20 protein-coding genes and 5 pseudogenes are annotated in these 22,752 nt (G+C 24.3%); 13 read left to right on the plus strand and 12 right to left on the minus strand.

The features are described 5' to 3' along the window. Positions 1-74: 74 nt before the first annotated feature. A complete protein-coding gene (locus ACOBME_RS00835; RefSeq protein ID WP_338963247.1) occupies positions 75-1,037 on the minus strand; it encodes an IS1/IS1595 family N-terminal zinc-binding domain-containing protein in 963 nt (320 codons plus the stop codon). A 222-nt stretch (positions 1,038-1,259) separates the two neighbouring features. Further along, positions 1,260-2,222 (minus strand): IS1/IS1595 family N-terminal zinc-binding domain-containing protein, encoded by a 963-nt coding sequence (locus ACOBME_RS00840; RefSeq protein ID WP_338963247.1) that lies wholly within the window; start codon positions 2,220-2,222, stop codon positions 1,260-1,262. A 498-nt stretch (positions 2,223-2,720) separates the two neighbouring features. Here ACOBME_RS00840 and ACOBME_RS00845 point away from each other — a divergent pair, with 498 nt between their 5' ends. The 4 genes from ACOBME_RS00845 (at position 2,721) to ACOBME_RS00860 (ending at position 5,708) form a co-directional block, all read left to right on the plus strand. Beyond that, entirely contained in the window at positions 2,721-3,968 is a 1,248-nt protein-coding gene (locus ACOBME_RS00845; protein ID WP_338963488.1) for a hypothetical protein, read from the plus strand. Between the two features lie 13 nt (positions 3,969-3,981). Then, positions 3,982-4,584, plus strand: a complete 603-nt coding sequence (locus ACOBME_RS00850; RefSeq protein ID WP_338963485.1) for a hypothetical protein — start codon at positions 3,982-3,984, stop codon at positions 4,582-4,584. Then, entirely contained in the window at positions 4,577-5,182 is a 606-nt protein-coding gene (locus tag ACOBME_RS00855; protein WP_338963483.1) for a hypothetical protein, read from the plus strand. Before ACOBME_RS00850 ends, ACOBME_RS00855 begins: the two co-directional genes overlap by 8 nt. A gap of 139 nt (positions 5,183-5,321) precedes the next feature. Beyond that, positions 5,322-5,708 (plus strand): hypothetical protein, encoded by a 387-nt coding sequence (locus ACOBME_RS00860; RefSeq protein ID WP_338963481.1) that lies wholly within the window; start codon positions 5,322-5,324, stop codon positions 5,706-5,708. A gap of 371 nt (positions 5,709-6,079) precedes the next feature. Here ACOBME_RS00860 and ACOBME_RS00865 read toward each other — a convergent pair whose 3' ends face one another. The 7 genes from ACOBME_RS00865 to ACOBME_RS00895 form a co-directional block, all read right to left on the minus strand. Beyond that, on the minus strand, positions 6,080-7,042 hold the full coding sequence (locus tag ACOBME_RS00865; RefSeq protein ID WP_338963247.1) for an IS1/IS1595 family N-terminal zinc-binding domain-containing protein: 963 nt from the start codon (positions 7,040-7,042) through the stop codon (positions 6,080-6,082). A gap of 313 nt (positions 7,043-7,355) precedes the next feature. After that, entirely contained in the window at positions 7,356-8,318 is a 963-nt protein-coding gene (locus ACOBME_RS00870; protein ID WP_419333966.1) for a transposase, read from the minus strand. A 74-nt stretch (positions 8,319-8,392) separates the two neighbouring features. Continuing rightward, the gene (locus tag ACOBME_RS00875; RefSeq protein WP_419333968.1) at positions 8,393-10,054 is read right to left on the minus strand and encodes a hypothetical protein; all 1,662 of its coding nucleotides are present in this window, start codon (positions 10,052-10,054) and stop codon (positions 8,393-8,395) included. A gap of 334 nt (positions 10,055-10,388) precedes the next feature. After that, complete coding sequence (locus ACOBME_RS00880) at positions 10,389-11,351, minus strand: IS1/IS1595 family N-terminal zinc-binding domain-containing protein (RefSeq protein WP_338963247.1); 963 nt, start codon at positions 11,349-11,351, stop codon at positions 10,389-10,391. A 74-nt stretch (positions 11,352-11,425) separates the two neighbouring features. Beyond that, a complete protein-coding gene (locus tag ACOBME_RS00885) occupies positions 11,426-13,087 on the minus strand; it encodes a hypothetical protein (protein WP_419333968.1) in 1,662 nt (553 codons plus the stop codon). A gap of 334 nt (positions 13,088-13,421) precedes the next feature. Next, positions 13,422-14,384, minus strand: coding sequence for an IS1/IS1595 family N-terminal zinc-binding domain-containing protein (locus tag ACOBME_RS00890; protein ID WP_338963247.1), 963 nt, complete (start codon positions 14,382-14,384; stop codon positions 13,422-13,424). A 109-nt stretch (positions 14,385-14,493) separates the two neighbouring features. After that, a complete protein-coding gene (locus ACOBME_RS00895; RefSeq protein WP_338963474.1) occupies positions 14,494-14,844 on the minus strand; it encodes a methionyl-tRNA formyltransferase in 351 nt (116 codons plus the stop codon). Positions 14,845-14,975: 131 nt separating this feature from the next. On the opposite strand from ACOBME_RS00895, the gene ACOBME_RS00900 reads away from it, so the two are divergent. Continuing rightward, positions 14,976-15,668 carry a hypothetical protein gene (locus ACOBME_RS00900; protein WP_338963472.1) on the plus strand — a complete coding sequence of 231 codons (693 nt, stop codon included), beginning with the start codon at positions 14,976-14,978 and terminating at the stop codon, positions 15,666-15,668. Positions 15,669-15,720: 52 nt separating this feature from the next. On the opposite strand, the pseudogene ACOBME_RS00905 reads toward ACOBME_RS00900, so the two are convergent. The 3 genes and pseudogenes from ACOBME_RS00905 to ACOBME_RS00915 form a co-directional block, all read right to left on the minus strand. Next, a pseudogene (locus ACOBME_RS00905) lies at positions 15,721-15,927 on the minus strand (LbetaH domain-containing protein); the annotation flags it as partial. After that, entirely contained in the window at positions 15,923-16,096 is a 174-nt protein-coding gene (locus tag ACOBME_RS00910; RefSeq protein WP_338963469.1) for a hypothetical protein, read from the minus strand. The pseudogene ACOBME_RS00905 and the gene ACOBME_RS00910, both read right to left, overlap by 5 nt. Positions 16,097-16,266: 170 nt before the next feature. Further along, positions 16,267-16,647: a hypothetical protein gene (locus ACOBME_RS00915; RefSeq protein ID WP_419333971.1), complete on the minus strand. Its 381-nt coding sequence runs from the start codon at positions 16,645-16,647 to the stop codon at positions 16,267-16,269. 193 nt (positions 16,648-16,840) lie between these two features. Here ACOBME_RS00915 and ACOBME_RS00920 point away from each other — a divergent pair, with 193 nt between their 5' ends. The 8 genes and pseudogenes from ACOBME_RS00920 to ACOBME_RS00955 all read left to right on the plus strand — a co-directional run bounded on the left by ACOBME_RS00920 (position 16,841) and on the right by ACOBME_RS00955 (position 22,334). After that, positions 16,841-17,803, plus strand: coding sequence for a transposase (locus ACOBME_RS00920; protein WP_419333966.1), 963 nt, complete (start codon positions 16,841-16,843; stop codon positions 17,801-17,803). Between the two features lie 322 nt (positions 17,804-18,125). Further along, a pseudogene (locus tag ACOBME_RS00925) lies at positions 18,126-18,560 on the plus strand (DUF3627 domain-containing protein). Positions 18,561-18,711: 151 nt separating this feature from the next. Then, complete coding sequence (locus tag ACOBME_RS00930) at positions 18,712-18,915, plus strand: DUF2649 family protein (RefSeq protein ID WP_338963585.1); 204 nt, start codon at positions 18,712-18,714, stop codon at positions 18,913-18,915. After that, a pseudogene (locus ACOBME_RS00935) lies at positions 18,915-19,928 on the plus strand (hypothetical protein). The gene ACOBME_RS00930 and the pseudogene ACOBME_RS00935 overlap by 1 nt, the downstream one beginning before the upstream one ends. Further along, positions 19,921-20,181: pseudogene (locus ACOBME_RS00940) on the plus strand (hypothetical protein); the annotation flags it as partial. The pseudogenes ACOBME_RS00935 and ACOBME_RS00940, both read left to right, overlap by 8 nt. A gap of 50 nt (positions 20,182-20,231) precedes the next feature. Then, positions 20,232-20,468, plus strand: a complete 237-nt coding sequence (locus ACOBME_RS00945) for a hypothetical protein (protein WP_338963583.1) — start codon at positions 20,232-20,234, stop codon at positions 20,466-20,468. 16 nt (positions 20,469-20,484) lie between these two features. Further along, a pseudogene (locus ACOBME_RS00950) lies at positions 20,485-20,995 on the plus strand (spiroplasma phage ORF1-like family protein); the annotation flags it as partial. Positions 20,996-21,371: 376 nt separating this feature from the next. Next, the gene (locus ACOBME_RS00955) at positions 21,372-22,334 is read left to right on the plus strand and encodes an IS1/IS1595 family N-terminal zinc-binding domain-containing protein (RefSeq protein WP_338963247.1); all 963 of its coding nucleotides are present in this window, start codon (positions 21,372-21,374) and stop codon (positions 22,332-22,334) included. Positions 22,335-22,752: the final 418 nt, after the last annotated feature.

Here is a 22,752-nt window from a genome sequence, read left to right on the forward strand (position 1 = left end):
GAAATAAAAAAAATCATCAATATGACAATTTGAAAACTAATTTTGTGTAAGATTATGATTTTGCTTTAAATTTTTTAAACGTTAAAATATAATACCGTTGATTGTTGGTTTGGTGTTAAACCTTTGTGTTGGTATTTTCATTTTCAGAGCTTTAAATAATTTTGAATATTAGTGAAACCCAAACCATGATAATGAATTAAGGCTTCTTTAAGACTGGATTGTAATTTACTAATCTTATTTAACTTTTGATAACTAGTATCAGGGTTTGTACTAGTTTTGGTGGAATATAGAGTAGAATTTGTTTGTTTTGCTACTAATAAATATAGTGGTTGCATATCAGAAATAATTATTGATTTTTCTTTAATTAGTTGCTTATTCATATTTTCAATAATCCATTGTTTTTGTAATCTTTTGGTATTGGTGGATTGAACAAAAATATTATTATTGCTATCAACTGCCATTTGAATACAGCATTTGGTATCAGTTGAAAATGGATCGAGATGAGTTTTTCGTTTATCAAATTTATCTTTAAAATTGCCTTTATGAATTTCTTTAATAAATGTTTCATCCATTTGGATTTGACCATTTAATTTTTTAAATTTTAACTGTGTATTTTCTAATTGTTTTGATTGCATTAATTTTTGTCGATTATATCAAGCGGTTTTTGGGGTTGTTTTAATAAAACGAGAAATTATTTTACTAGATTGTCCTAACAATGAAATTTGAATTAATAAATTTCACTGTTCATAATTTAAATGACTTCAATAAGTAAAATGATGACGAAATGCATCAAAACTAGCACGACATTTTTTACATAAATATTTTTGTTTTCCTTCGGAATTATGACCATTTTTAACACAATGAAAAGATTTGCAATTAGGACATATAATGCCTTTATCTCTAAATTTTTGATCAATTTCATTTAAACGTTTTTGTTTTTTAATTAAGTCTGCTTGTTGTTTTATTTTTTCATAAAATTCTAAAAATTGATCATCTGTTAAGCTATTTATTAATTCTGTAATTATTTTTTTCATCATTTATTTACCTCTATATATTAAAAATATACCTAATTTTAGGTATATTTTATAAATATCAAGAGTTTTCGACAAAATTAAAGAAAAAGTTTAATCTTTTTTATTATTTTTTACATAAAATTATTCTTTAATTTTGTCGAAAACTCTTGATGAAATAAAAAAAATCATCAATATGACAATTTGAAAACTAATTTTGTGTAAGATTATGATTTTGCTTTAAATTTTTTAAACGTTAAAATATAATACCGTTGATTGTTGGTTTGGTGTTAAACCTTTGTGTTGGTATTTTCATTTTCAGAGCTTTAAATAATTTTGAATATTAGTGAAACCCAAACCATGATAATGAATTAAGGCTTCTTTAAGACTGGATTGTAATTTACTAATCTTATTTAACTTTTGATAACTAGTATCAGGGTTTGTACTAGTTTTGGTGGAATATAGAGTAGAATTTGTTTGTTTTGCTACTAATAAATATAGTGGTTGCATATCAGAAATAATTATTGATTTTTCTTTAATTAGTTGCTTATTCATATTTTCAATAATCCATTGTTTTTGTAATCTTTTGGTATTGGTGGATTGAACAAAAATATTATTATTGCTATCAACTGCCATTTGAATACAGCATTTGGTATCAGTTGAAAATGGATCGAGATGAGTTTTTCGTTTATCAAATTTATCTTTAAAATTGCCTTTATGAATTTCTTTAATAAATGTTTCATCCATTTGGATTTGACCATTTAATTTTTTAAATTTTAACTGTGTATTTTCTAATTGTTTTGATTGCATTAATTTTTGTCGATTATATCAAGCGGTTTTTGGGGTTGTTTTAATAAAACGAGAAATTATTTTACTAGATTGTCCTAACAATGAAATTTGAATTAATAAATTTCACTGTTCATAATTTAAATGACTTCAATAAGTAAAATGATGACGAAATGCATCAAAACTAGCACGACATTTTTTACATAAATATTTTTGTTTTCCTTCGGAATTATGACCATTTTTAACACAATGAAAAGATTTGCAATTAGGACATATAATGCCTTTATCTCTAAATTTTTGATCAATTTCATTTAAACGTTTTTGTTTTTTAATTAAGTCTGCTTGTTGTTTTATTTTTTCATAAAATTCTAAAAATTGATCATCTGTTAAGCTATTTATTAATTCTGTAATTATTTTTTTCATCATTTATTTACCTCTATATATTAAAAATATACCTAATTTTAGGTATATTTTATAAATATCAAGAGTTTTCGACAAAATTAAAGAAATTATTTGTTAAATTAAAAAATACTTGCAAAAATTTTGCAAATAAAATATAATATTTACGTAGTTAAACAAGTTACATAAAGACTAATTAGTTATTAATATAGTCCAATCTTAATAATTAATTATTTTTTTAATTATATGTTTCCCTTGTAAAAGACTACAAAACTATGCGGTAATTTCAATTAATACACTTTATAATTGTATAATCATTTAACGGTCCAAAATGTTGCTTTTATTCGTAAAAGTAGTTTGTTTATAAAATTATCAAAATAATAAAATATAATTGAAATTATTGCAGAAAAATCTATATGTTGCCTTTGAGCGCTTTACTTTAGTTAAAGCGCTTTTTTATAGTAAAATTAAAGAGATAAGTTTATAATTATTTTAAAGAACATTAACTAAGAAGGGGATTCATAAATGCAAGATGGATTAGAAAAACAATTAGAGCATAATTTAAAAGGGTCAGAACAAGCAATGTTTGATGCATTACTAAAAAGTTATTATTTGGATGATGATCAATTAGATTACTTGCATAAATATTACCGCCCAATTTTTACTTTTGCTAATGATGAAGATTGTATTTGTTTAAGTAAACAAAAATATGAAACTTGTTGTAAACCAAAAGTATTAAATTCACAAAAGAAATGGGAAGAATATATTTCAATTTTACAAGCAGTAGGGGACCCAACATTAAAAGAAGCGTATCTTCAACAAGAAACAACCCATTATCAACGTGTTTTGCAAGAATGTGCAAACCAAACTTGTATTTTACAAGACTGCAACAATAAAGTCGCTGAACACCACCTTTATCCACTTAATACAAGTAAAAATTGCTATTTTTTAGATCGTTATCATTCAAAACACTTTTTTAAAAACATTAAAACACCGTTTTTAGACATAACAGGCGAAGGCCAAGTGCCTTATGCATTTAATGTTTTTTGTCAAAACCATCTTAATGAATATCTAGTACAAGAAAAAGAGCTTTCACCTCAATTAGCAGCTCTCTTAATAAATATTAATGATAACTTAATTGATCACCAAGAAGTATATCAAACTTATTTAGCCTTTTATCACCATTTAAGTGTTGCGGAACAAGTTATTTTAACTCTTAAATTACGACGAATTATGAAATTACATTTAATTTATGAGTTAGAATTATATCGTTTAATTAATGATCTTGATAATAAAAATCGTAATTATGTAGTTAAAAAAATCATCTTACCAAAAGAAATTCATACTCTTACTTGAAATGATATTTTATTAGTACAACTAACCCCAATTACCTTCCAAGCGATTAACTCACCTAATAATCCATTTTTACCAAATAAAATCTTATATAGTCGGTTAGTTAACCATGACAAAAATGGCGGGGTTCATTTTATTTATCATAAAAATAATCGCATTTTTAATACTTATTTTACTGAATGAGAAGAAAAAATTAAAAATGAAAAACAATGACAAAATTTTATCTCTAGTCTTATTATTAATCAAGGAACCCATTTTTTAATTGATAAAAAATACTATGATAAATTAAACCAAAAAACAAAAGAATTAATTAATATTTATTATTATAATCGGTTTGAACAACCACGAAATTCAGCGGAAGAATTAATGTTACAAACCTTTATTAATAATTTTAATAATGGAATTAATATTTTAAAATAGAAGGTGGATGACAATGACAACATTAGGATGAATTATAATTAGTATTTTTCTTGTTTTATTAATTATTTTTATTAGTTTTTTTATATGGTTTTATCGTAAAAAACAACATTTGTTCTATGAAATTTATAAACAGTTAGAAGTAGATAATCAAGAATACATTAACAATAACCTTGCAATGTTACAATTACAAGAAATTGACGTTAAATTTAAATTACAACCTGGTGAAAAAGGATTTAGTAATACCCCAGTTACAATTTATCTTCATCGGCAATCACCAAAAGTTTCTTATCAACCACAATCAAAATATCAAATTCCTTTTGATAATGGAATCACTGTTGGTTATGGTTATGGCAAAAAAATCAAGCTAATTGAACAAGTTCCCTTTCAAACAGGTCATCTTTTCCTTACTAACCAACGAATATTAATTATTAATAATGAAATTATAACAATATGAGATTTAAACAAGATTGATAATATCGAATTAAGCATTTTTCGCATCAATAATACTTTATTACAAGGGTTTTATCTATATATCGAACAAAAACGTTTTATGATTATTGTAAAGGGTTTTGAAATCCCATATTCAATATATAAGATGTGAAAAAATAATGAATAGTTATTGAATTGGAATCATTTTATTTGGAAGTATTTTAGGATTGGCAATTATTATTGTTTTAATTCTAGCATTATTTCAACAACAAAAAATCAAACAATTTAAGCAAAAAAACCAAGTATTACAAAATGATATTGATAATAATCTTTCATTTTTAAATAATTCATTAACTGAAATTACAATTAGCTATGAATTACCTAAAAATGAAAGATGTTATTATCATGCAAAAGTTACGAGCTATGAAATTATAAAGAAAAAAGAACTTAATCAAAACGCATATTATTTAAGACCAGCAGTTGACCTGCAATATCATATTGAAAATCTTCCAGGCTATCTGAATCTTACTTCCGCCACCGGAAGTGAAACAATTAGTGGTGATATTTATATTACTAACTATCGATTAGTAATTACGGCAAAACAACAAAAGTTAATAATTTGATTAAAAGATATTAATTTTGCTTTACCTAGTGTTTTTAATCTTAATGGCTTATATCAAATTGGTTTTTTTATTAGTACAAATGAAAAAATTTATCGTTTTATTACAAATGATGTTAAAATATCAATGACAATTTTTAAAGTATGACAACAGAAGGGGATATAACAAATGACAATACATATTATTTTAATTTTTAGTTTAATTCTAATTCTTGCATTATACACCTTTCATATTTTATTTTTTTTTACATTATCAAAAACAAAAGGAAAACAACCAGTTTAACAAAGAATACCGCTGAAAACAAATGTTAATTTTTATTTTTGTGACAATTTATTTTGTTTTAACACCAATTAATGTGTTTATTATTATTAATTATATTTTGTTAATGACCTTAACAAACATTCCTAATATTTTAGTTTATTTATATGTTATTATTGCAATTTGTAATTACGTTTTAATTCTTAGCTATTTAATTATTCAAACGTTAGTTAATAATAGTTTGTGAATTAAAGTTAATGATCACACAATCTTCTTTTTAGATGAAGCAATTGCCTTAACACAAATTATTGGGATTGATATTAATGGTTTTTTTAATAAAGTGCTTTATACGCTTGATGGTGAAACGGAAAAAAAGGTAATTATTGGTAAAAAAACATTTCAATTTCTTGAACAAATTAATATTACAAATTAAAAGAGATTACCTGTCGGGAAAACAAGTAATCTCTTTTTTTCTTTTTGGAAAACAAGAATAATTATATTGGCGAAAATAAGGGTTTATATTTTAAATTATTTTATGGTAACTTATATAAAAAGAAAAGATAAGAGATAACCTAAAGGGGAGAGATGGTATTGTAATAATAAACCCTTAAAAATATAATTATTCTGTTTACTTTAGAGATTTAGGAAAAATATTTTTCCTTACTCATAGTATACTATTAATCTAAAAATAATACAATATTTTTCTTTAATTTTGTCGAAAACTCTTGATGAAATAAAAAAAATCATCAATATGACAATTTGAAAACTAATTTTGTGTAAGATTATGATTTTGCTTTAAATTTTTTAAACGTTAAAATATAATACCGTTGATTGTTGGTTTGGTGTTAAACCTTTGTGTTGGTATTTTCATTTTCAGAGCTTTAAATAATTTTGAATATTAGTGAAACCCAAACCATGATAATGAATTAAGGCTTCTTTAAGACTGGATTGTAATTTACTAATCTTATTTAACTTTTGATAACTAGTATCAGGGTTTGTACTAGTTTTGGTGGAATATAGAGTAGAATTTGTTTGTTTTGCTACTAATAAATATAGTGGTTGCATATCAGAAATAATTATTGATTTTTCTTTAATTAGTTGCTTATTCATATTTTCAATAATCCATTGTTTTTGTAATCTTTTGGTATTGGTGGATTGAACAAAAATATTATTATTGCTATCAACTGCCATTTGAATACAGCATTTGGTATCAGTTGAAAATGGATCGAGATGAGTTTTTCGTTTATCAAATTTATCTTTAAAATTGCCTTTATGAATTTCTTTAATAAATGTTTCATCCATTTGGATTTGACCATTTAATTTTTTAAATTTTAACTGTGTATTTTCTAATTGTTTTGATTGCATTAATTTTTGTCGATTATATCAAGCGGTTTTTGGGGTTGTTTTAATAAAACGAGAAATTATTTTACTAGATTGTCCTAACAATGAAATTTGAATTAATAAATTTCACTGTTCATAATTTAAATGACTTCAATAAGTAAAATGATGACGAAATGCATCAAAACTAGCACGACATTTTTTACATAAATATTTTTGTTTTCCTTCGGAATTATGACCATTTTTAACACAATGAAAAGATTTGCAATTAGGACATATAATGCCTTTATCTCTAAATTTTTGATCAATTTCATTTAAACGTTTTTGTTTTTTAATTAAGTCTGCTTGTTGTTTTATTTTTTCATAAAATTCTAAAAATTGATCATCTGTTAAGCTATTTATTAATTCTGTAATTATTTTTTTCATCATTTATTTACCTCTATATATTAAAAATATACCTAATTTTAGGTATATTTTATAAATATCAAGAGTTTTCGACAAAATTAAAGATATTTTTTTATTTTTTAATAAAATAAAATATTTTTCCAAAATAAATTTTTATTATTTTTTGGTGTAAAAAGTAAATTTAAGTCAAAAGGGGGGTATTTTACCAAAATTATTTTTATTCCATTAAAAAATAACCTTTAATTTTGTCGAAAACTCTTGATGAAATAAAAAAAATCATCAATATGACAATTTGAAAACTAATTTTGTGTAAGATTATGATTTTGCTTTAAATTTTTTAAACGTTAAAATATAATACCGTTGATTGTTGGTTTGGTGTTAAACCTTTGTGTTGGTATTTTCATTTTCAGAGCTTTAAATAATTTTGAATATTAGTGAAACCCAAACCATGATAATGAATTAAGGCTTCTTTAAGACTGGATTGTAATTTACTAATCTTATTTAACTTTTGATAACTAGTATCAGGGTTTGTACTAGTTTTGGTGGAATATAGAGTATAATTTGTTTGTTTTGCTACTAATAAATATAGTGGTTGCATATCAGAAATAATTATTGATTTTTCTTTAATTAGTTGCTTATTCATATTTTCAATAATCCATTGTTTTTGTAATCTTTTGGTATTGGTGGATTGAACAAAAATATTATTATTGCTATCAACTGCCATTTGAATACAGCATTTGGTATCAGTTGAAAATGGATCGAGATGAGTTTTTCGTTTATCAAATTTATCTTTAAAATTGCCTTTATGAATTTCTTTAATAAATGTTTCATCCATTTGGATTTGACCATTTAATTTTTTAAATTTTAACTGTGTATTTTCTAATTGTTTTGATTGCATTAATTTTTGTCGATTATATCAAGCGGTTTTTGGGGTTGTTTTAATAAAACGAGAAATTATTTTACTAGATTGTCCTAACAATGAAATTTGAATTAATAAATTTCACTGTTCATAATTTAAATGACTTCAATAAGTAAAATGATGACGAAATGCATCAAAACTAGCACGACATTTTTTACATAAATATTTTTGTTTTCCTTCGGAATTATGACCATTTTTAACACAATGAAAAGATTTGCAATTAGGACATATAATGCCTTTATCTCTAAATTTTTGATCAATTTCATTTAAACGTTTTTGTTTTTTAATTAAGTCTGCTTGTTGTTTTATTTTTTCATAAAATTCTAAAAATTGATCATCTGTTAAGCTATTTATTAATTCTGTAATTATTTTTTTCATCATTTATTTACCTCTATATATTAAAAATATACCTAATTTTAGGTATATTTTATAAATATCAAGAGTTTTCGACAAAATTAAAGAAAATAACTACCATTTGTATCTGTAACAATTTTTCAACCACCAACAGAATTTACAACAAATTTATTATTTATTTCATTAAAATTATTAAATAATACTTTAATTAAAATATCAATATCATTTTCGTTAATACTTCCACCCCAACCACTATGATCTTCTCTATAAAAATCAATAATTTCTTTTTTAACCATATGTGAAAATTTTTGATAATTATTATAATATTGATAATAAATTTGACTTATTTTCTTTCATTTAGATAAATTAATTCCTATTTTTAATTGATCGTGGAAAACTTTATAATATTTCTCAATTTCATTATATTGACTATGTGGTTTATTTCTAATTAATTGTGAACTAGAATCATTTAATCATCAAATTAATGAGGTAGTACCAACAATGATTAATCCTATTAAAACTGATAATCCTAATGTTTCGGGAGCTAATGTTGCACTAACTGTTGTTTCAGCGCCAATGATTTCTTCTTCTCCAGCAGTGGTTAGCATTGCTGTTTCACCTGATGACAATAACGGTGCTAGTTCCGCTGCTTGGGCGGTTTCTGCTGTTGTTTCAAGCGGTGGCGAAACTAAATTATATCTAAAATAATTAGCAATTGTTTTTAAACCATTGATTGGTGATAACCCTGTTGTTTTGGAAACAGCAGCCAACCCAGCAGTAGAAATTAAACTTGAAGTAATAATTTCCTTTGCTCCAAGTTCATAGTTAGCATTTACAGGTGGCATTACATTAGCCGTTATTTTTGCTTTATCAGGAATGATGCCAGCCCTAATTGCTGCTGTACCAATCCGTTGTAATGTTTCTTTAAAACTTCTTTTTTCATTTTCAGATAAGGGTTCAAAATTTATTTTATTTAATTTTTTCTGTTTTTCTACATTAATATTTATTTCTGGAATTTGTATATGATTTATCATTAAGGTATGATTAATTCTAAAATAAACTTGAATCACTGATGTATAAATAGAATTTTCAGAGGGGGCAATTATTCAAATAAAAGTTCCACTATCATCAATTCTTATGAAATGAGCAACTACTTGTGTTATATCTAGGTTGGGGTTTTCTTCTGCAATTCGTTGCAAAATAGTTTCTCGTTTCTCATTCGGCAATACTCCTAAATTAGTATTTTTAATAACCGTACATAAAGGAATTAACAAAACATTAGCTAAATCTTGCTGTGATAAAAAATCACATAAATTAGATCTAATAGAAAAACGGACATTTTGTTCTCCAAAATACATTTGACTATTTTCTCTAACGCTAATTGTTCATAATTGCGTACCATCTTCATTAAATCTAGTAAAATTAATTTGAATTTGTGTTGTATCTAGGTTAGGGTTTTGTTCTGAAATTCGTTCTAAAATAGTTGCTTGATCATTATTTGATAATATTCCTAAATTAACACTAGCAATTACATTTGAAATATTAATTCGAGAAGGGCCTGGATTTGAATGTCAATATAATGGTAGTGGGGTTATTTGTCTTTTTATTCGATTTGGTTTTTCTAATTTATTTTTTTCAAAATGGATTTTACTATTTTTTAAATTTTTAACTTGTTCGTTTTTATCAGAATTTATTATAATAACGGTTGATACTGAATTTCCGATAATTATCATTGTTCCTAAAATGGTGAATATCTTTTTCATTGTTTTACCATATTTCTCCTTTACTTTTATTTAATTTTTAATAATTTCATTTTTTTATTTTTACAAAAACAAAAAATGAAAATAATATTATATTTTCATTAATACAGGTTATTAATCTTTGATATAATTAATATTTTTTAAAATTTATTAACATATCATAAAAATAACCTAAATCTAGTTTGATTTAGTTAATACATTTTACCATAAGATTGATATTTTAAAACTAATTTTTAACTTTAATTTTGTCGAAAACTCTTGATGAAATAAAAAAAATCATCAATATGACAATTTGAAAACTAATTTTGTGTAAGATTATGATTTTGCTTTAAATTTTTTAAACGTTAAAATATAATACCGTTGATTGTTGGTTTGGTGTTAAACCTTTGTGTTGGTATTTTCATTTTCAGAGCTTTAAATAATTTTGAATATTAGTGAAACCCAAACCATGATAATGAATTAAGGCTTCTTTAAGACTGGATTGTAATTTACTAATCTTATTTAACTTTTGATAACTAGTATCAGGGTTTGTACTAGTTTTGGTGGAATATAGAGTAGAATTTGTTTGTTTTGCTACTAATAAATATAGTGGTTGCATATCAGAAATAATTATTGATTTTTCTTTAATTAGTTGCTTATTCATATTTTCAATAATCCATTGTTTTTGTAATCTTTTGGTATTGGTGGATTGAACAAAAATATTATTATTGCTATCAACTGCCATTTGAATACAGCATTTGGTATCAGTTGAAAATGGATCGAGATGAGTTTTTCGTTTATCAAATTTATCTTTAAAATTGCCTTTATGAATTTCTTTAATAAATGTTTCATCCATTTGGATTTGACCATTTAATTTTTTAAATTTTAACTGTGTATTTTCTAATTGTTTTGATTGCATTAATTTTTGTCGATTATATCAAGCGGTTTTTGGGGTTGTTTTAATAAAACGAGAAATTATTTTACTAGATTGTCCTAACAATGAAATTTGAATTAATAAATTTCACTGTTCATAATTTAAATGACTTCAATAAGTAAAATGATGACGAAATGCATCAAAACTAGCACGACATTTTTTACATAAATATTTTTGTTTTCCTTCGGAATTATGACCATTTTTAACACAATGAAAAGATTTGCAATTAGGACATATAATGCCTTTATCTCTAAATTTTTGATCAATTTCATTTAAACGTTTTTGTTTTTTAATTAAGTCTGCTTGTTGTTTTATTTTTTCATAAAATTCTAAAAATTGATCATCTGTTAAGCTATTTATTAATTCTGTAATTATTTTTTTCATCATTTATTTACCTCTATATATTAAAAATATACCTAATTTTAGGTATATTTTATAAATATCAAGAGTTTTCGACAAAATTAAAGAAAATAACTACCATTTGTATCTGTAACAATTTTTCAACCACCAACAGAATTTACAACAAATTTATTATTTATTTCATTAAAATTATTAAATAATACTTTAATTAAAATATCAATATCATTTTCGTTAATACTTCCACCCCAACCACTATGATCTTCTCTATAAAAATCAATAATTTCTTTTTTAACCATATGTGAAAATTTTTGATAATTATTATAATATTGATAATAAATTTGACTTATTTTCTTTCATTTAGATAAATTAATTCCTATTTTTAATTGATCGTGGAAAACTTTATAATATTTCTCAATTTCATTATATTGACTATGTGGTTTATTTCTAATTAATTGTGAACTAGAATCATTTAATCATCAAATTAATGAGGTAGTACCAACAATGATTAATCCTATTAAAACTGATAATCCTAATGTTTCGGGAGCTAATGTTGCACTAACTGTTGTTTCAGCGCCAATGATTTCTTCTTCTCCAGCAGTGGTTAGCATTGCTGTTTCACCTGATGACAATAACGGTGCTAGTTCCGCTGCTTGGGCGGTTTCTGCTGTTGTTTCAAGCGGTGGCGAAACTAAATTATATCTAAAATAATTAGCAATTGTTTTTAAACCATTGATTGGTGATAACCCTGTTGTTTTGGAAACAGCAGCCAACCCAGCAGTAGAAATTAAACTTGAAGTAATAATTTCCTTTGCTCCAAGTTCATAGTTAGCATTTACAGGTGGCATTACATTAGCCGTTATTTTTGCTTTATCAGGAATGATGCCAGCCCTAATTGCTGCTGTACCAATCCGTTGTAATGTTTCTTTAAAACTTCTTTTTTCATTTTCAGATAAGGGTTCAAAATTTATTTTATTTAATTTTTTCTGTTTTTCTACATTAATATTTATTTCTGGAATTTGTATATGATTTATCATTAAGGTATGATTAATTCTAAAATAAACTTGAATCACTGATGTATAAATAGAATTTTCAGAGGGGGCAATTATTCAAATAAAAGTTCCACTATCATCAATTCTTATGAAATGAGCAACTACTTGTGTTATATCTAGGTTGGGGTTTTCTTCTGCAATTCGTTGCAAAATAGTTTCTCGTTTCTCATTCGGCAATACTCCTAAATTAGTATTTTTAATAACCGTACATAAAGGAATTAACAAAACATTAGCTAAATCTTGCTGTGATAAAAAATCACATAAATTAGATCTAATAGAAAAACGGACATTTTGTTCTCCAAAATACATTTGACTATTTTCTCTAACGCTAATTGTTCATAATTGCGTACCATCTTCATTAAATCTAGTAAAATTAATTTGAATTTGTGTTGTATCTAGGTTAGGGTTTTGTTCTGAAATTCGTTCTAAAATAGTTGCTTGATCATTATTTGATAATATTCCTAAATTAACACTAGCAATTACATTTGAAATATTAATTCGAGAAGGGCCTGGATTTGAATGTCAATATAATGGTAGTGGGGTTATTTGTCTTTTTATTCGATTTGGTTTTTCTAATTTATTTTTTTCAAAATGGATTTTACTATTTTTTAAATTTTTAACTTGTTCGTTTTTATCAGAATTTATTATAATAACGGTTGATACTGAATTTCCGATAATTATCATTGTTCCTAAAATGGTGAATATCTTTTTCATTGTTTTACCATATTTCTCCTTTACTTTTATTTAATTTTTAATAATTTCATTTTTTTATTTTTACAAAAACAAAAAATGAAAATAATATTATATTTTCATTAATACAGGTTATTAATCTTTGATATAATTAATATTTTTTAAAATTTATTAACATATCATAAAAATAACCTAAATCTAGTTTGATTTAGTTAATACATTTTACCATAAGATTGATATTTTAAAACTAATTTTTAACTTTAATTTTGTCGAAAACTCTTGATGAAATAAAAAAAATCATCAATATGACAATTTGAAAACTAATTTTGTGTAAGATTATGATTTTGCTTTAAATTTTTTAAACGTTAAAATATAATACCGTTGATTGTTGGTTTGGTGTTAAACCTTTGTGTTGGTATTTTCATTTTCAGAGCTTTAAATAATTTTGAATATTAGTGAAACCCAAACCATGATAATGAATTAAGGCTTCTTTAAGACTGGATTGTAATTTACTAATCTTATTTAACTTTTGATAACTAGTATCAGGGTTTGTACTAGTTTTGGTGGAATATAGAGTAGAATTTGTTTGTTTTGCTACTAATAAATATAGTGGTTGCATATCAGAAATAATTATTGATTTTTCTTTAATTAGTTGCTTATTCATATTTTCAATAATCCATTGTTTTTGTAATCTTTTGGTATTGGTGGATTGAACAAAAATATTATTATTGCTATCAACTGCCATTTGAATACAGCATTTGGTATCAGTTGAAAATGGATCGAGATGAGTTTTTCGTTTATCAAATTTATCTTTAAAATTGCCTTTATGAATTTCTTTAATAAATGTTTCATCCATTTGGATTTGACCATTTAATTTTTTAAATTTTAACTGTGTATTTTCTAATTGTTTTGATTGCATTAATTTTTGTCGATTATATCAAGCGGTTTTTGGGGTTGTTTTAATAAAACGAGAAATTATTTTACTAGATTGTCCTAACAATGAAATTTGAATTAATAAATTTCACTGTTCATAATTTAAATGACTTCAATAAGTAAAATGATGACGAAATGCATCAAAACTAGCACGACATTTTTTACATAAATATTTTTGTTTTCCTTCGGAATTATGACCATTTTTAACACAATGAAAAGATTTGCAATTAGGACATATAATGCCTTTATCTCTAAATTTTTGATCAATTTCATTTAAACGTTTTTGTTTTTTAATTAAGTCTGCTTGTTGTTTTATTTTTTCATAAAATTCTAAAAATTGATCATCTGTTAAGCTATTTATTAATTCTGTAATTATTTTTTTCATCATTTATTTACCTCTATATATTAAAAATATACCTAATTTTAGGTATATTTTATAAATATCAAGAGTTTTCGACAAAATTAAAGATTTTTAATTTCTTATTTTATATAACATATTATTTTTTTTCAAAACTAGTGCGATCAAATCATTTTCCTAATCCTAATCCTTGGTCTGTCAAATAAAACGTACCTGCTGGTGCCATTTCTTGACCTGGTGGTTGTAAAACTAAAATTTTAATCATCCCAGTTCCCGTTTGAACATAAATGCCTTCTTCATCACTATTAATAACTTCTCCCGGAAAAAAGATTTTCATAACCATCACAAATGTTTCATCTGGAAATAGTACTCGAGCCTTGCTAATATATCACTTTTTGTCATCTAAAAGGGTATATGCTTTTGGTGTTGTGTTAATAAATGTTACGACTTCTTGATCAGGTTTAGTTCAATCGATTTTGTTATTTTTCATTTTAAAAGTTCTCCTATTTTTAAGTTATTATACACGTTTACGCAATATTAACAAAATCCTTTTTCCTATTTTAAATGGTACTGTTTTAAGTTATAATAATGATAACAATAAAGAGAGTAGGGGAGTTTACAATGGGAGTACCAACATTTTGTCCAATTCACATGAAAATTCATGAATGTCCAGAAAACAGTAATAAAGCTATTTCAAGTGCAAATGAAACAAAAATTAAAGCAAAGATGGCTCGAATGCTAAATCCAACAACTACCACTGAGTCAGAAAAAACACAACAGGCGGAAAAAGGCACAATTCAATATATTTTAGAAAATGCGAAAAAAAATAATAGTACTATTAAAAATAAATTGGGCATTGAAAGTGAAGAGGGGAGAAGTGTTGGTATTGATGAAAACGACATTAAAGCTAAAATGGCACGTTTACGTGCTTCTGTTAATGGGACACAAAGTACAACAAATTCTGAATCCACTTCCCCCACTCCCAATCAACAAGGATCTGGTTTACAAGAAATAATTGACCATGCTTATCGTGTTAATCGTGGAATTGAACGGATTAAAAGTCCAGAAGAAGAAAAATTAACAGCAGCAACAATAACCAATAATAGTAGGACAAAAACAGCTAAAAATGGTTCTAAGAAAACTATTTCTACTACCAAAAAACCGAAACCAAAAACTACTAATGCTAATTCCACCAATAAAACAAATAATAAAACTGTTGTCTTAACAACTGATGAAATTGAAGATTTAATTGAAAAAGCAGTTATTAAGGCAATGGCAAAAGAAAAAGATAATAAAAAGAAAAGGGGTTCTTAACAGATTAAATTACTGTACTCCCCTTTTCTTTTTATTATTTATTTTATAACTTTTATTTTTCTGATTTCATTATTTCTGTTAAGATTTGTTCTGTTTCTCAGTTTCATCATTTTGAAGCTAACATAGTTGTAATCTTATTAGCACTAAAGCGATATTTAATTACCTTGGCTGGATTACCACCAACAATAGCATCATAAGGGGGGATATCTTTTGTTACAACGCTACCAGCCCCAATTACAGCACCAGTGCCAATGTTAATCTCTATTTATTCGTTCTACTAATGCTTTTTGTTTTGGTTTACCAGGGTCACAAAAATAAACTCTTATTTTAAAATGTTTTTTTATTGTTTTTCATCTATAAAATTCTTTTCCTCTATCTGTCAAAATACAACTAAATTTGCTAACACCAATTTGTTTAATCATTTTCATTAAAACCATTAACACGATACTTGCTTTTTTAGTAAATAAAATATCATAAAAAACTATTTTAGATTTCCTATTTACTAAAACTAATAAATGAAAATTACCACAATCAAGGGTATCCATTTCTCAAATTCCACTAAAACTTAAATCATCTCCATAATCATTTAAAAATTCCTTTAATCTCTAATATTAAGCAATACACCACGATTATCATTTTTTTCACCATTTTTAGTTTTTCGCTTTTTATTTTTAAAATACAAATTATTTTTTGATAAATTAAAATAACCTAATCTAATATATTTATACATTGTTTTAAAACATACACCAAATTTTATATTATATTGTAATTCATACGACATAATAATATTTTGTGGTGAACGACCAAAATTATTATATTCATTAGAAAAATAACTTAATTCTTGTGAATTTAACATTGAATATTTACGACATTGTTTTTTCTTTTTATCATGTATTTTTTGTGCTTTTACAGCATTATAATCATTAATATTATCAAACATATTTAATTCTTCTCAAATAACAGAATAAGACCTATTCATTTGTTTAGCAATTTTTCGAATATTAATTGTTCCATTTTTCTTTTTAAATAATTCATTATCTTTTAATTTTTCTAAATTTACTCTTTCATTAATATCTAATCTTTCATATTTTTCTTTAATTTTGTCGAAAACTCTTGATATTTATAAAATATACCTAAAATTAGGTATATTTTTAATATATAGAGGTAAATAAATGATGAAAAAAATAATTACAGAATTAATAAATAGCTTAACAGATGATCAATTTTTAGAATTTTATGAAAAAATAAAACAACAAGCAGACTTAATTAAAAAACAAAAACGTTTAAATGAAATTGATCAAAAATTTAGAGATAAAGGCATTATATGTCCTAATTGCAAATCTTTTCATTGTGTTAAAAATGGTCATAATTCCGAAGGAAAACAAAAATATTTATGTAAAAAATGTCGTGCTAGTTTTGATGCATTTCGTCATCATTTTACTTATTGAAGTCATTTAAATTATGAACAGTGAAATTTATTAATTCAAATTTCATTGTTAGGACAATCTAGTAAAATAATTTCTCGTTTTATTAAAACAACCCCAAAAACCGCTTGATATAATCGACAAAAATTAATGCAATCAAAACAATTAGAAAATACACAGTTAAAATTTAAAAAATTAAATGGTCAAATCCAAATGGATGAAACATTTATTAAAGAAATTCATAAAGGCAATTTTAAAGATAAATTTGATAAACGAAAAACTCATCTCGATCCATTTTCAACTGATACCAAATGCTGTATTCAAATGGCAGTTGATAGCAATAATAATATTTTTGTTCAATCCACCAATACCAAAAGATTACAAAAACAATGGATTATTGAAAATATGAATAAGCAACTAATTAAAGAAAAATCAATAATTATTTCTGATATGCAACCACTATATTTATTAGTAGCAAAACAAACAAATTATACTCTATATTCCACCAAAACTAGTACAAACCCTGATACTAGTTATCAAAAGTTAAATAAGATTAGTAAATTACAATCCAGTCTTAAAGAAGCCTTAATTCATTATCATGGTTTGGGTTTCACTAATATTCAAAATTATTTAAAGCTCTGAAAATGAAAATACCAACACAAAGGTTTAACACCAAACCAACAATCAACGGTATTATATTTTAACGTTTAAAAAATTTAAAGCAAAATCATAATCTTACACAAAATTAGTTTTCAAATTGTCATATTGATGATTTTTTTTATTTCATCAAGAGTTTTCGACAAAATTAAAGACTATTATTAAAAATTAAATAGTATTTTTCAGTGTGTCAATTTTTATTATTTTATATATTTAACATTGTTAATAATATTGTTTATTAAACATTAAATAAACAATATATAGCATTATGTATAACATTGTTAATAATCAGTGTTTTTATCAATAAGTAAACAATATATAAACATTAAATATAACATTGTTTATTAAATAAATATTTAGTTAGGAGTTGATAAAATTGAGTAATTTTGTTAAGAAAAATCAAAATATAGAAAATTATTTTATTCGTAAAGAGTTGATAGTTTTTGAAACAGAAAAAGCAAGTTTTATAAATTTACCTAATCATAATCGTCATATTGGTTTTTGGTTGAGTAATAAATTTATTTATCCGAGTGAAAAACACTCAGAACAAGTAGCAATCGGTTTGATTTATGATAATTCTTATCCTATTGTAAAATATGATGAAAATTTAAAACAACATGATTGAAAATATTTAACTTGAGCAGAACTAATCAATTTGTATAATCAATACAAATAAAATTATTTTACACAAATGAAAAAAGCAATATTTCCTGGTGAACCTCAAAAAGTAAAAACAACTAACAATAATTTAACAAATTGAAGTGATGAAAAAGTAGATAAATTAATTAATGACTTGAAGGACTTAAATTAATGAGTTTATATGATTATTGAGTTCAATTTGTTAGTTATATTATTGGTTCAAATGCTCCTGAATTTTTATATGTCATATCATTTGTATTATTTATCGTTTTATTTTTGGGGATGTTTTTTAAACTTATTCAGAAAATGTGGAGTTTTTAAATATGCAAAATGATTGAGAAAAATTAAAAGAGTTTTTTATTTATGTATTTTTGTTTATAGATAAAACGAATGTTGAAATTATTACAACTTGAAATTTAACTCAAAATGAATATTTAACTCTTATGATTGGTATTTGAATTGTGATTTTATTTTTAACGTGGTTTTTATTGTGAATGGTTTTTAAAATAGTTGGGTATTTTAAGTAATGAAAAAATTTATATTTTTATTAAAAAATTATTGTTATATTAGTGGTTCAATGATTTTGTTTAGTTTAATTGATTTATTACTTTGAATAATTTCATTAAATTATACTGGTTTAGTATTCTGATTATTGTTTGCTTTGCAATGTGTTTATTTTGTCTGATGAGTTTGAAAAAACATATTTTATCAGTTGAGTGCTTTTCGTTTAGTTAATTTTGTTTGAGATAATCCGTTATCAGTAATTATTGGTAAGTTAGGGACGGGAAAAACTTTACTTTTAACTTATTTATCACAAACTATGAAACTATTAACAGATAAGATTTATAGTAATTATCCGTTAGAAGATGATAAAGTTAAAGTTTTAACATTTAAAAATTTAGATTTTACAGATAGAACAAAACCAGTTCCCCCAGATGATGGTGTTATTTTATTTGATGAAAGTTATTTATATATTGATGTAACTAGTCCCCACGATTAGAAAAAAGTTCATAGTGGTAAAATTCCGTGAATTGTATTAGCAAGACATTTTGGTAATCGTGCTTTATTTACAGCTCAGCGTGAGGGTATGATTTGAAATAATATTCGAAAATTAGCGAGCGGTATTATTATTCCAATTTCATTGAAAAAACCTATTGCTAAAAAGGGATTTAATTTTTTTAATCGTTTCTTTATTATGCGAATTGGTATTTTTCAAGATATTACAGATTATGAAATTTGAAAAACAAAATCAGTAGAACGAACAGCCGAAGGTAAACGAGCAAAACATAAGTCGGATGTTGGGTTAGGAATTCGGTTTTTTAAAATAATTATTCCATTAGAATTTGCACAGAAATATGATAGTCAATGATTAAAGTTTGTTCGTGATTTAAAAAATGATGAAATAGTTAATTATAAAGAATATTATTGGTCAGAAATTACTAAATTAAGTGTTAAAGAACGTTTAGCATTGTTTGATATTGATATTTTGAAAAAGAATTTAAAACCTAAAAAAGAAAAAGGAAGTGGTAAAGATGATTAATTTATTATCAGAAAGCAGTAATTGAGATAAGATTTTTAGTTTTATTTTTGATGTATTTTTGTTTATTTTTGATGTAATTTGAAATACTAAATTACCGATGACAAATACAACAATTGCTTATTTTATTATCTTTTTTATGGTTGTTAAGTTGTCTATTTATGCAATTCACGGAACAAGAACGCAATATAACGAATTAGGTTCAACTGTTAAAAACAGTACATCAAAATTGTATGCTTCAACAGTACGTGGTGTTAAAAAAGCACATAAGGCTAATAAAAATGGTCGGTGAAAGGAAACAGATTAATGATTAGATTAGTTTTATTAGTTGCTGCAATTGCTATTTTTGGTACTAGTTTTATTACGGTGATTATAAATCAATTAACATCAGCAAAAAATATCATTATGGATTTATATAACTCAGATACTTTTTTACTTTCTTTGTTTGGTAAAATGGCAATTTTGTTTAGTCATCCATTAATGTTAACAATATCAAGTTTATATATTGTTGGGTTTATTGTTTCAAAAACATTGTATAGTTAGGGGTTGAATTATAAATATGAAAAAATCATTATCTTTATTTGCCATATCTATTTTAGGTATTTTAGGTTTAATTATTCCATTTATTACTTTAACAGCATTTAAACCCTTAAATCAGCAGAATTATACTGTTAATTAACAAACAATGGGAATGAATGAAACTGATTTTATTAATACAATGTTTTTACGCAGTAGTTTTTTTGAAAACTGGTCTGAAACAAATTACTTTATTAATCCAACTCTAAAAACATCACAAACATTAACTTATAATGATAAATGATATTTAGACTTTTTAAAGGATAGTTATTCAACGGGAATTTCATTTGATAAGCCTAGTGATGAGTTTATGGATTTATATAAAAATTGAGATACTTATGCTAAACAATATAATATTGATAAATTTTATGATGTTGATAAAAAACAATTTTTAAAAGAATTAACTAATTTTTCTTATTCTTTTGCTAAGTATTTTAATACTGTGGAAGTTATTAATAAATTAGAAAGAGGTATTGATAATTTACAATTAGTTAAAATGATTAATGAGTTTTGAATACAAATTCCTAGAACACAGGCACCTAATAAAGAATTTTTAACTGCTACTAATAAATGATATTTTTATGGAGAAAAAAGAAATGGTCAATATTTGCTTACAAAATTTTATTTTGATAATAATTTTATTAAAAATCAAAACACTTGATGACAACACTTAAAAAATGATTCAGATTTTATTTGAAACTATAATTTAGTATATCGTTGAGATGGAAACGGTGAACCAGAATTACCCGTTGTTGATAATGATGGCAAATTAAAATGATATACTGAATATCTTTAATTTTGTCGAAAACTCTTGATATTTATAAAATATACCTAAAATTAGGTATATTTTTAATATATGGAGGTAAATAAATGATGAAAAAAATAATTACAGAATTAATAAATAGCTTAACAGATGATCAATTTTTAGAATTTTATGAAAAAATAAAACAACAAGCAGACTTAATTAAAAAACAAAAACGTTTAAATGAAATTGATCAAAAATTTAGAGATAAAGGCATTATATGTCCTAATTGCAAATCTTTTCATTGTGTTAAAAATGGTCATAATTCCGAAGGAAAACAAAAATATTTATGTAAAAAATGTCGTGCTAGTTTTGATGCATTTCGTCATCATTTTACTTATTGAAGTCATTTAAATTATGAACAGTGAAATTTATTAATTCAAATTTCATTGTTAGGACAATCTAGTAAAATAATTTCTCGTTTTATTAAAACAACCCCAAAAACCGCTTGATATAATCGACAAAAATTAATGCAATCAAAACAATTAGAAAATACACAGTTAAAATTTAAAAAATTAAATGGTCAAATCCAAATGGATGAAACATTTATTAAAGAAATTCATAAAGGCAATTTTAAAGATAAATTTGATAAACGAAAAACTCATCTCGATCCATTTTCAACTGATACCAAATGCTGTATTCAAATGGCAGTTGATAGCAATAATAATATTTTTGTTCAATCCACCAATACCAAAAGATTACAAAAACAATGGATTATTGAAAATATGAATAAGCAACTAATTAAAGAAAAATCAATAATTATTTCTGATATGCAACCACTATATTTATTAGTAGCAAAACAAACAAATTCTACTCTATATTCCACCAAAACTAGTACAAACCCTGATACTAGTTATCAAAAGTTAAATAAGATTAGTAAATTACAATCCAGTCTTAAAGAAGCCTTAATTCATTATCATGGTTTGGGTTTCACTAATATTCAAAATTATTTAAAGCTCTGAAAATGAAAATACCAACACAAAGGTTTAACACCAAACCAACAATCAACGGTATTATATTTTAACGTTTAAAAAATTTAAAGCAAAATCATAATCTTACACAAAATTAGTTTTCAAATTGTCATATTGATGATTTTTTTTATTTCATCAAGAGTTTTCGACAAAATTAAAGATAAATATTATAACTTAAAAGTATAAGAATTATAAATTAATTCTTATACTTTTAATATTGCAAAATCTGGATTTGGAATAAGTTTATAGGTCCCCAAACTTTTATGCTAACTTTGCTTTTAATTAATTTACTTTTTTTAAAAAATAGGTATAATTTTAATTGAAAGAAATTATTGATAAAAATAATTGCTCAGAGAAATAGTGGTCGGTGGAAACTATTACCCTTAAAAATTTAATAGATTTTGACAAAATAAAGCGCATTAACTAAAAGATAATGAAATAGGATGGCACCGCGATTTTTCGTTCCTAAGAAATCTTT

This window comes from Spiroplasma endosymbiont of Sarcophaga variegata, assembly GCF_965178695.1.
GTDB classification, from domain to species: Bacteria; Bacillota_I; Bacilli_A; order Mycoplasmatales; family Mycoplasmataceae; genus Spiroplasma; species Spiroplasma poulsonii.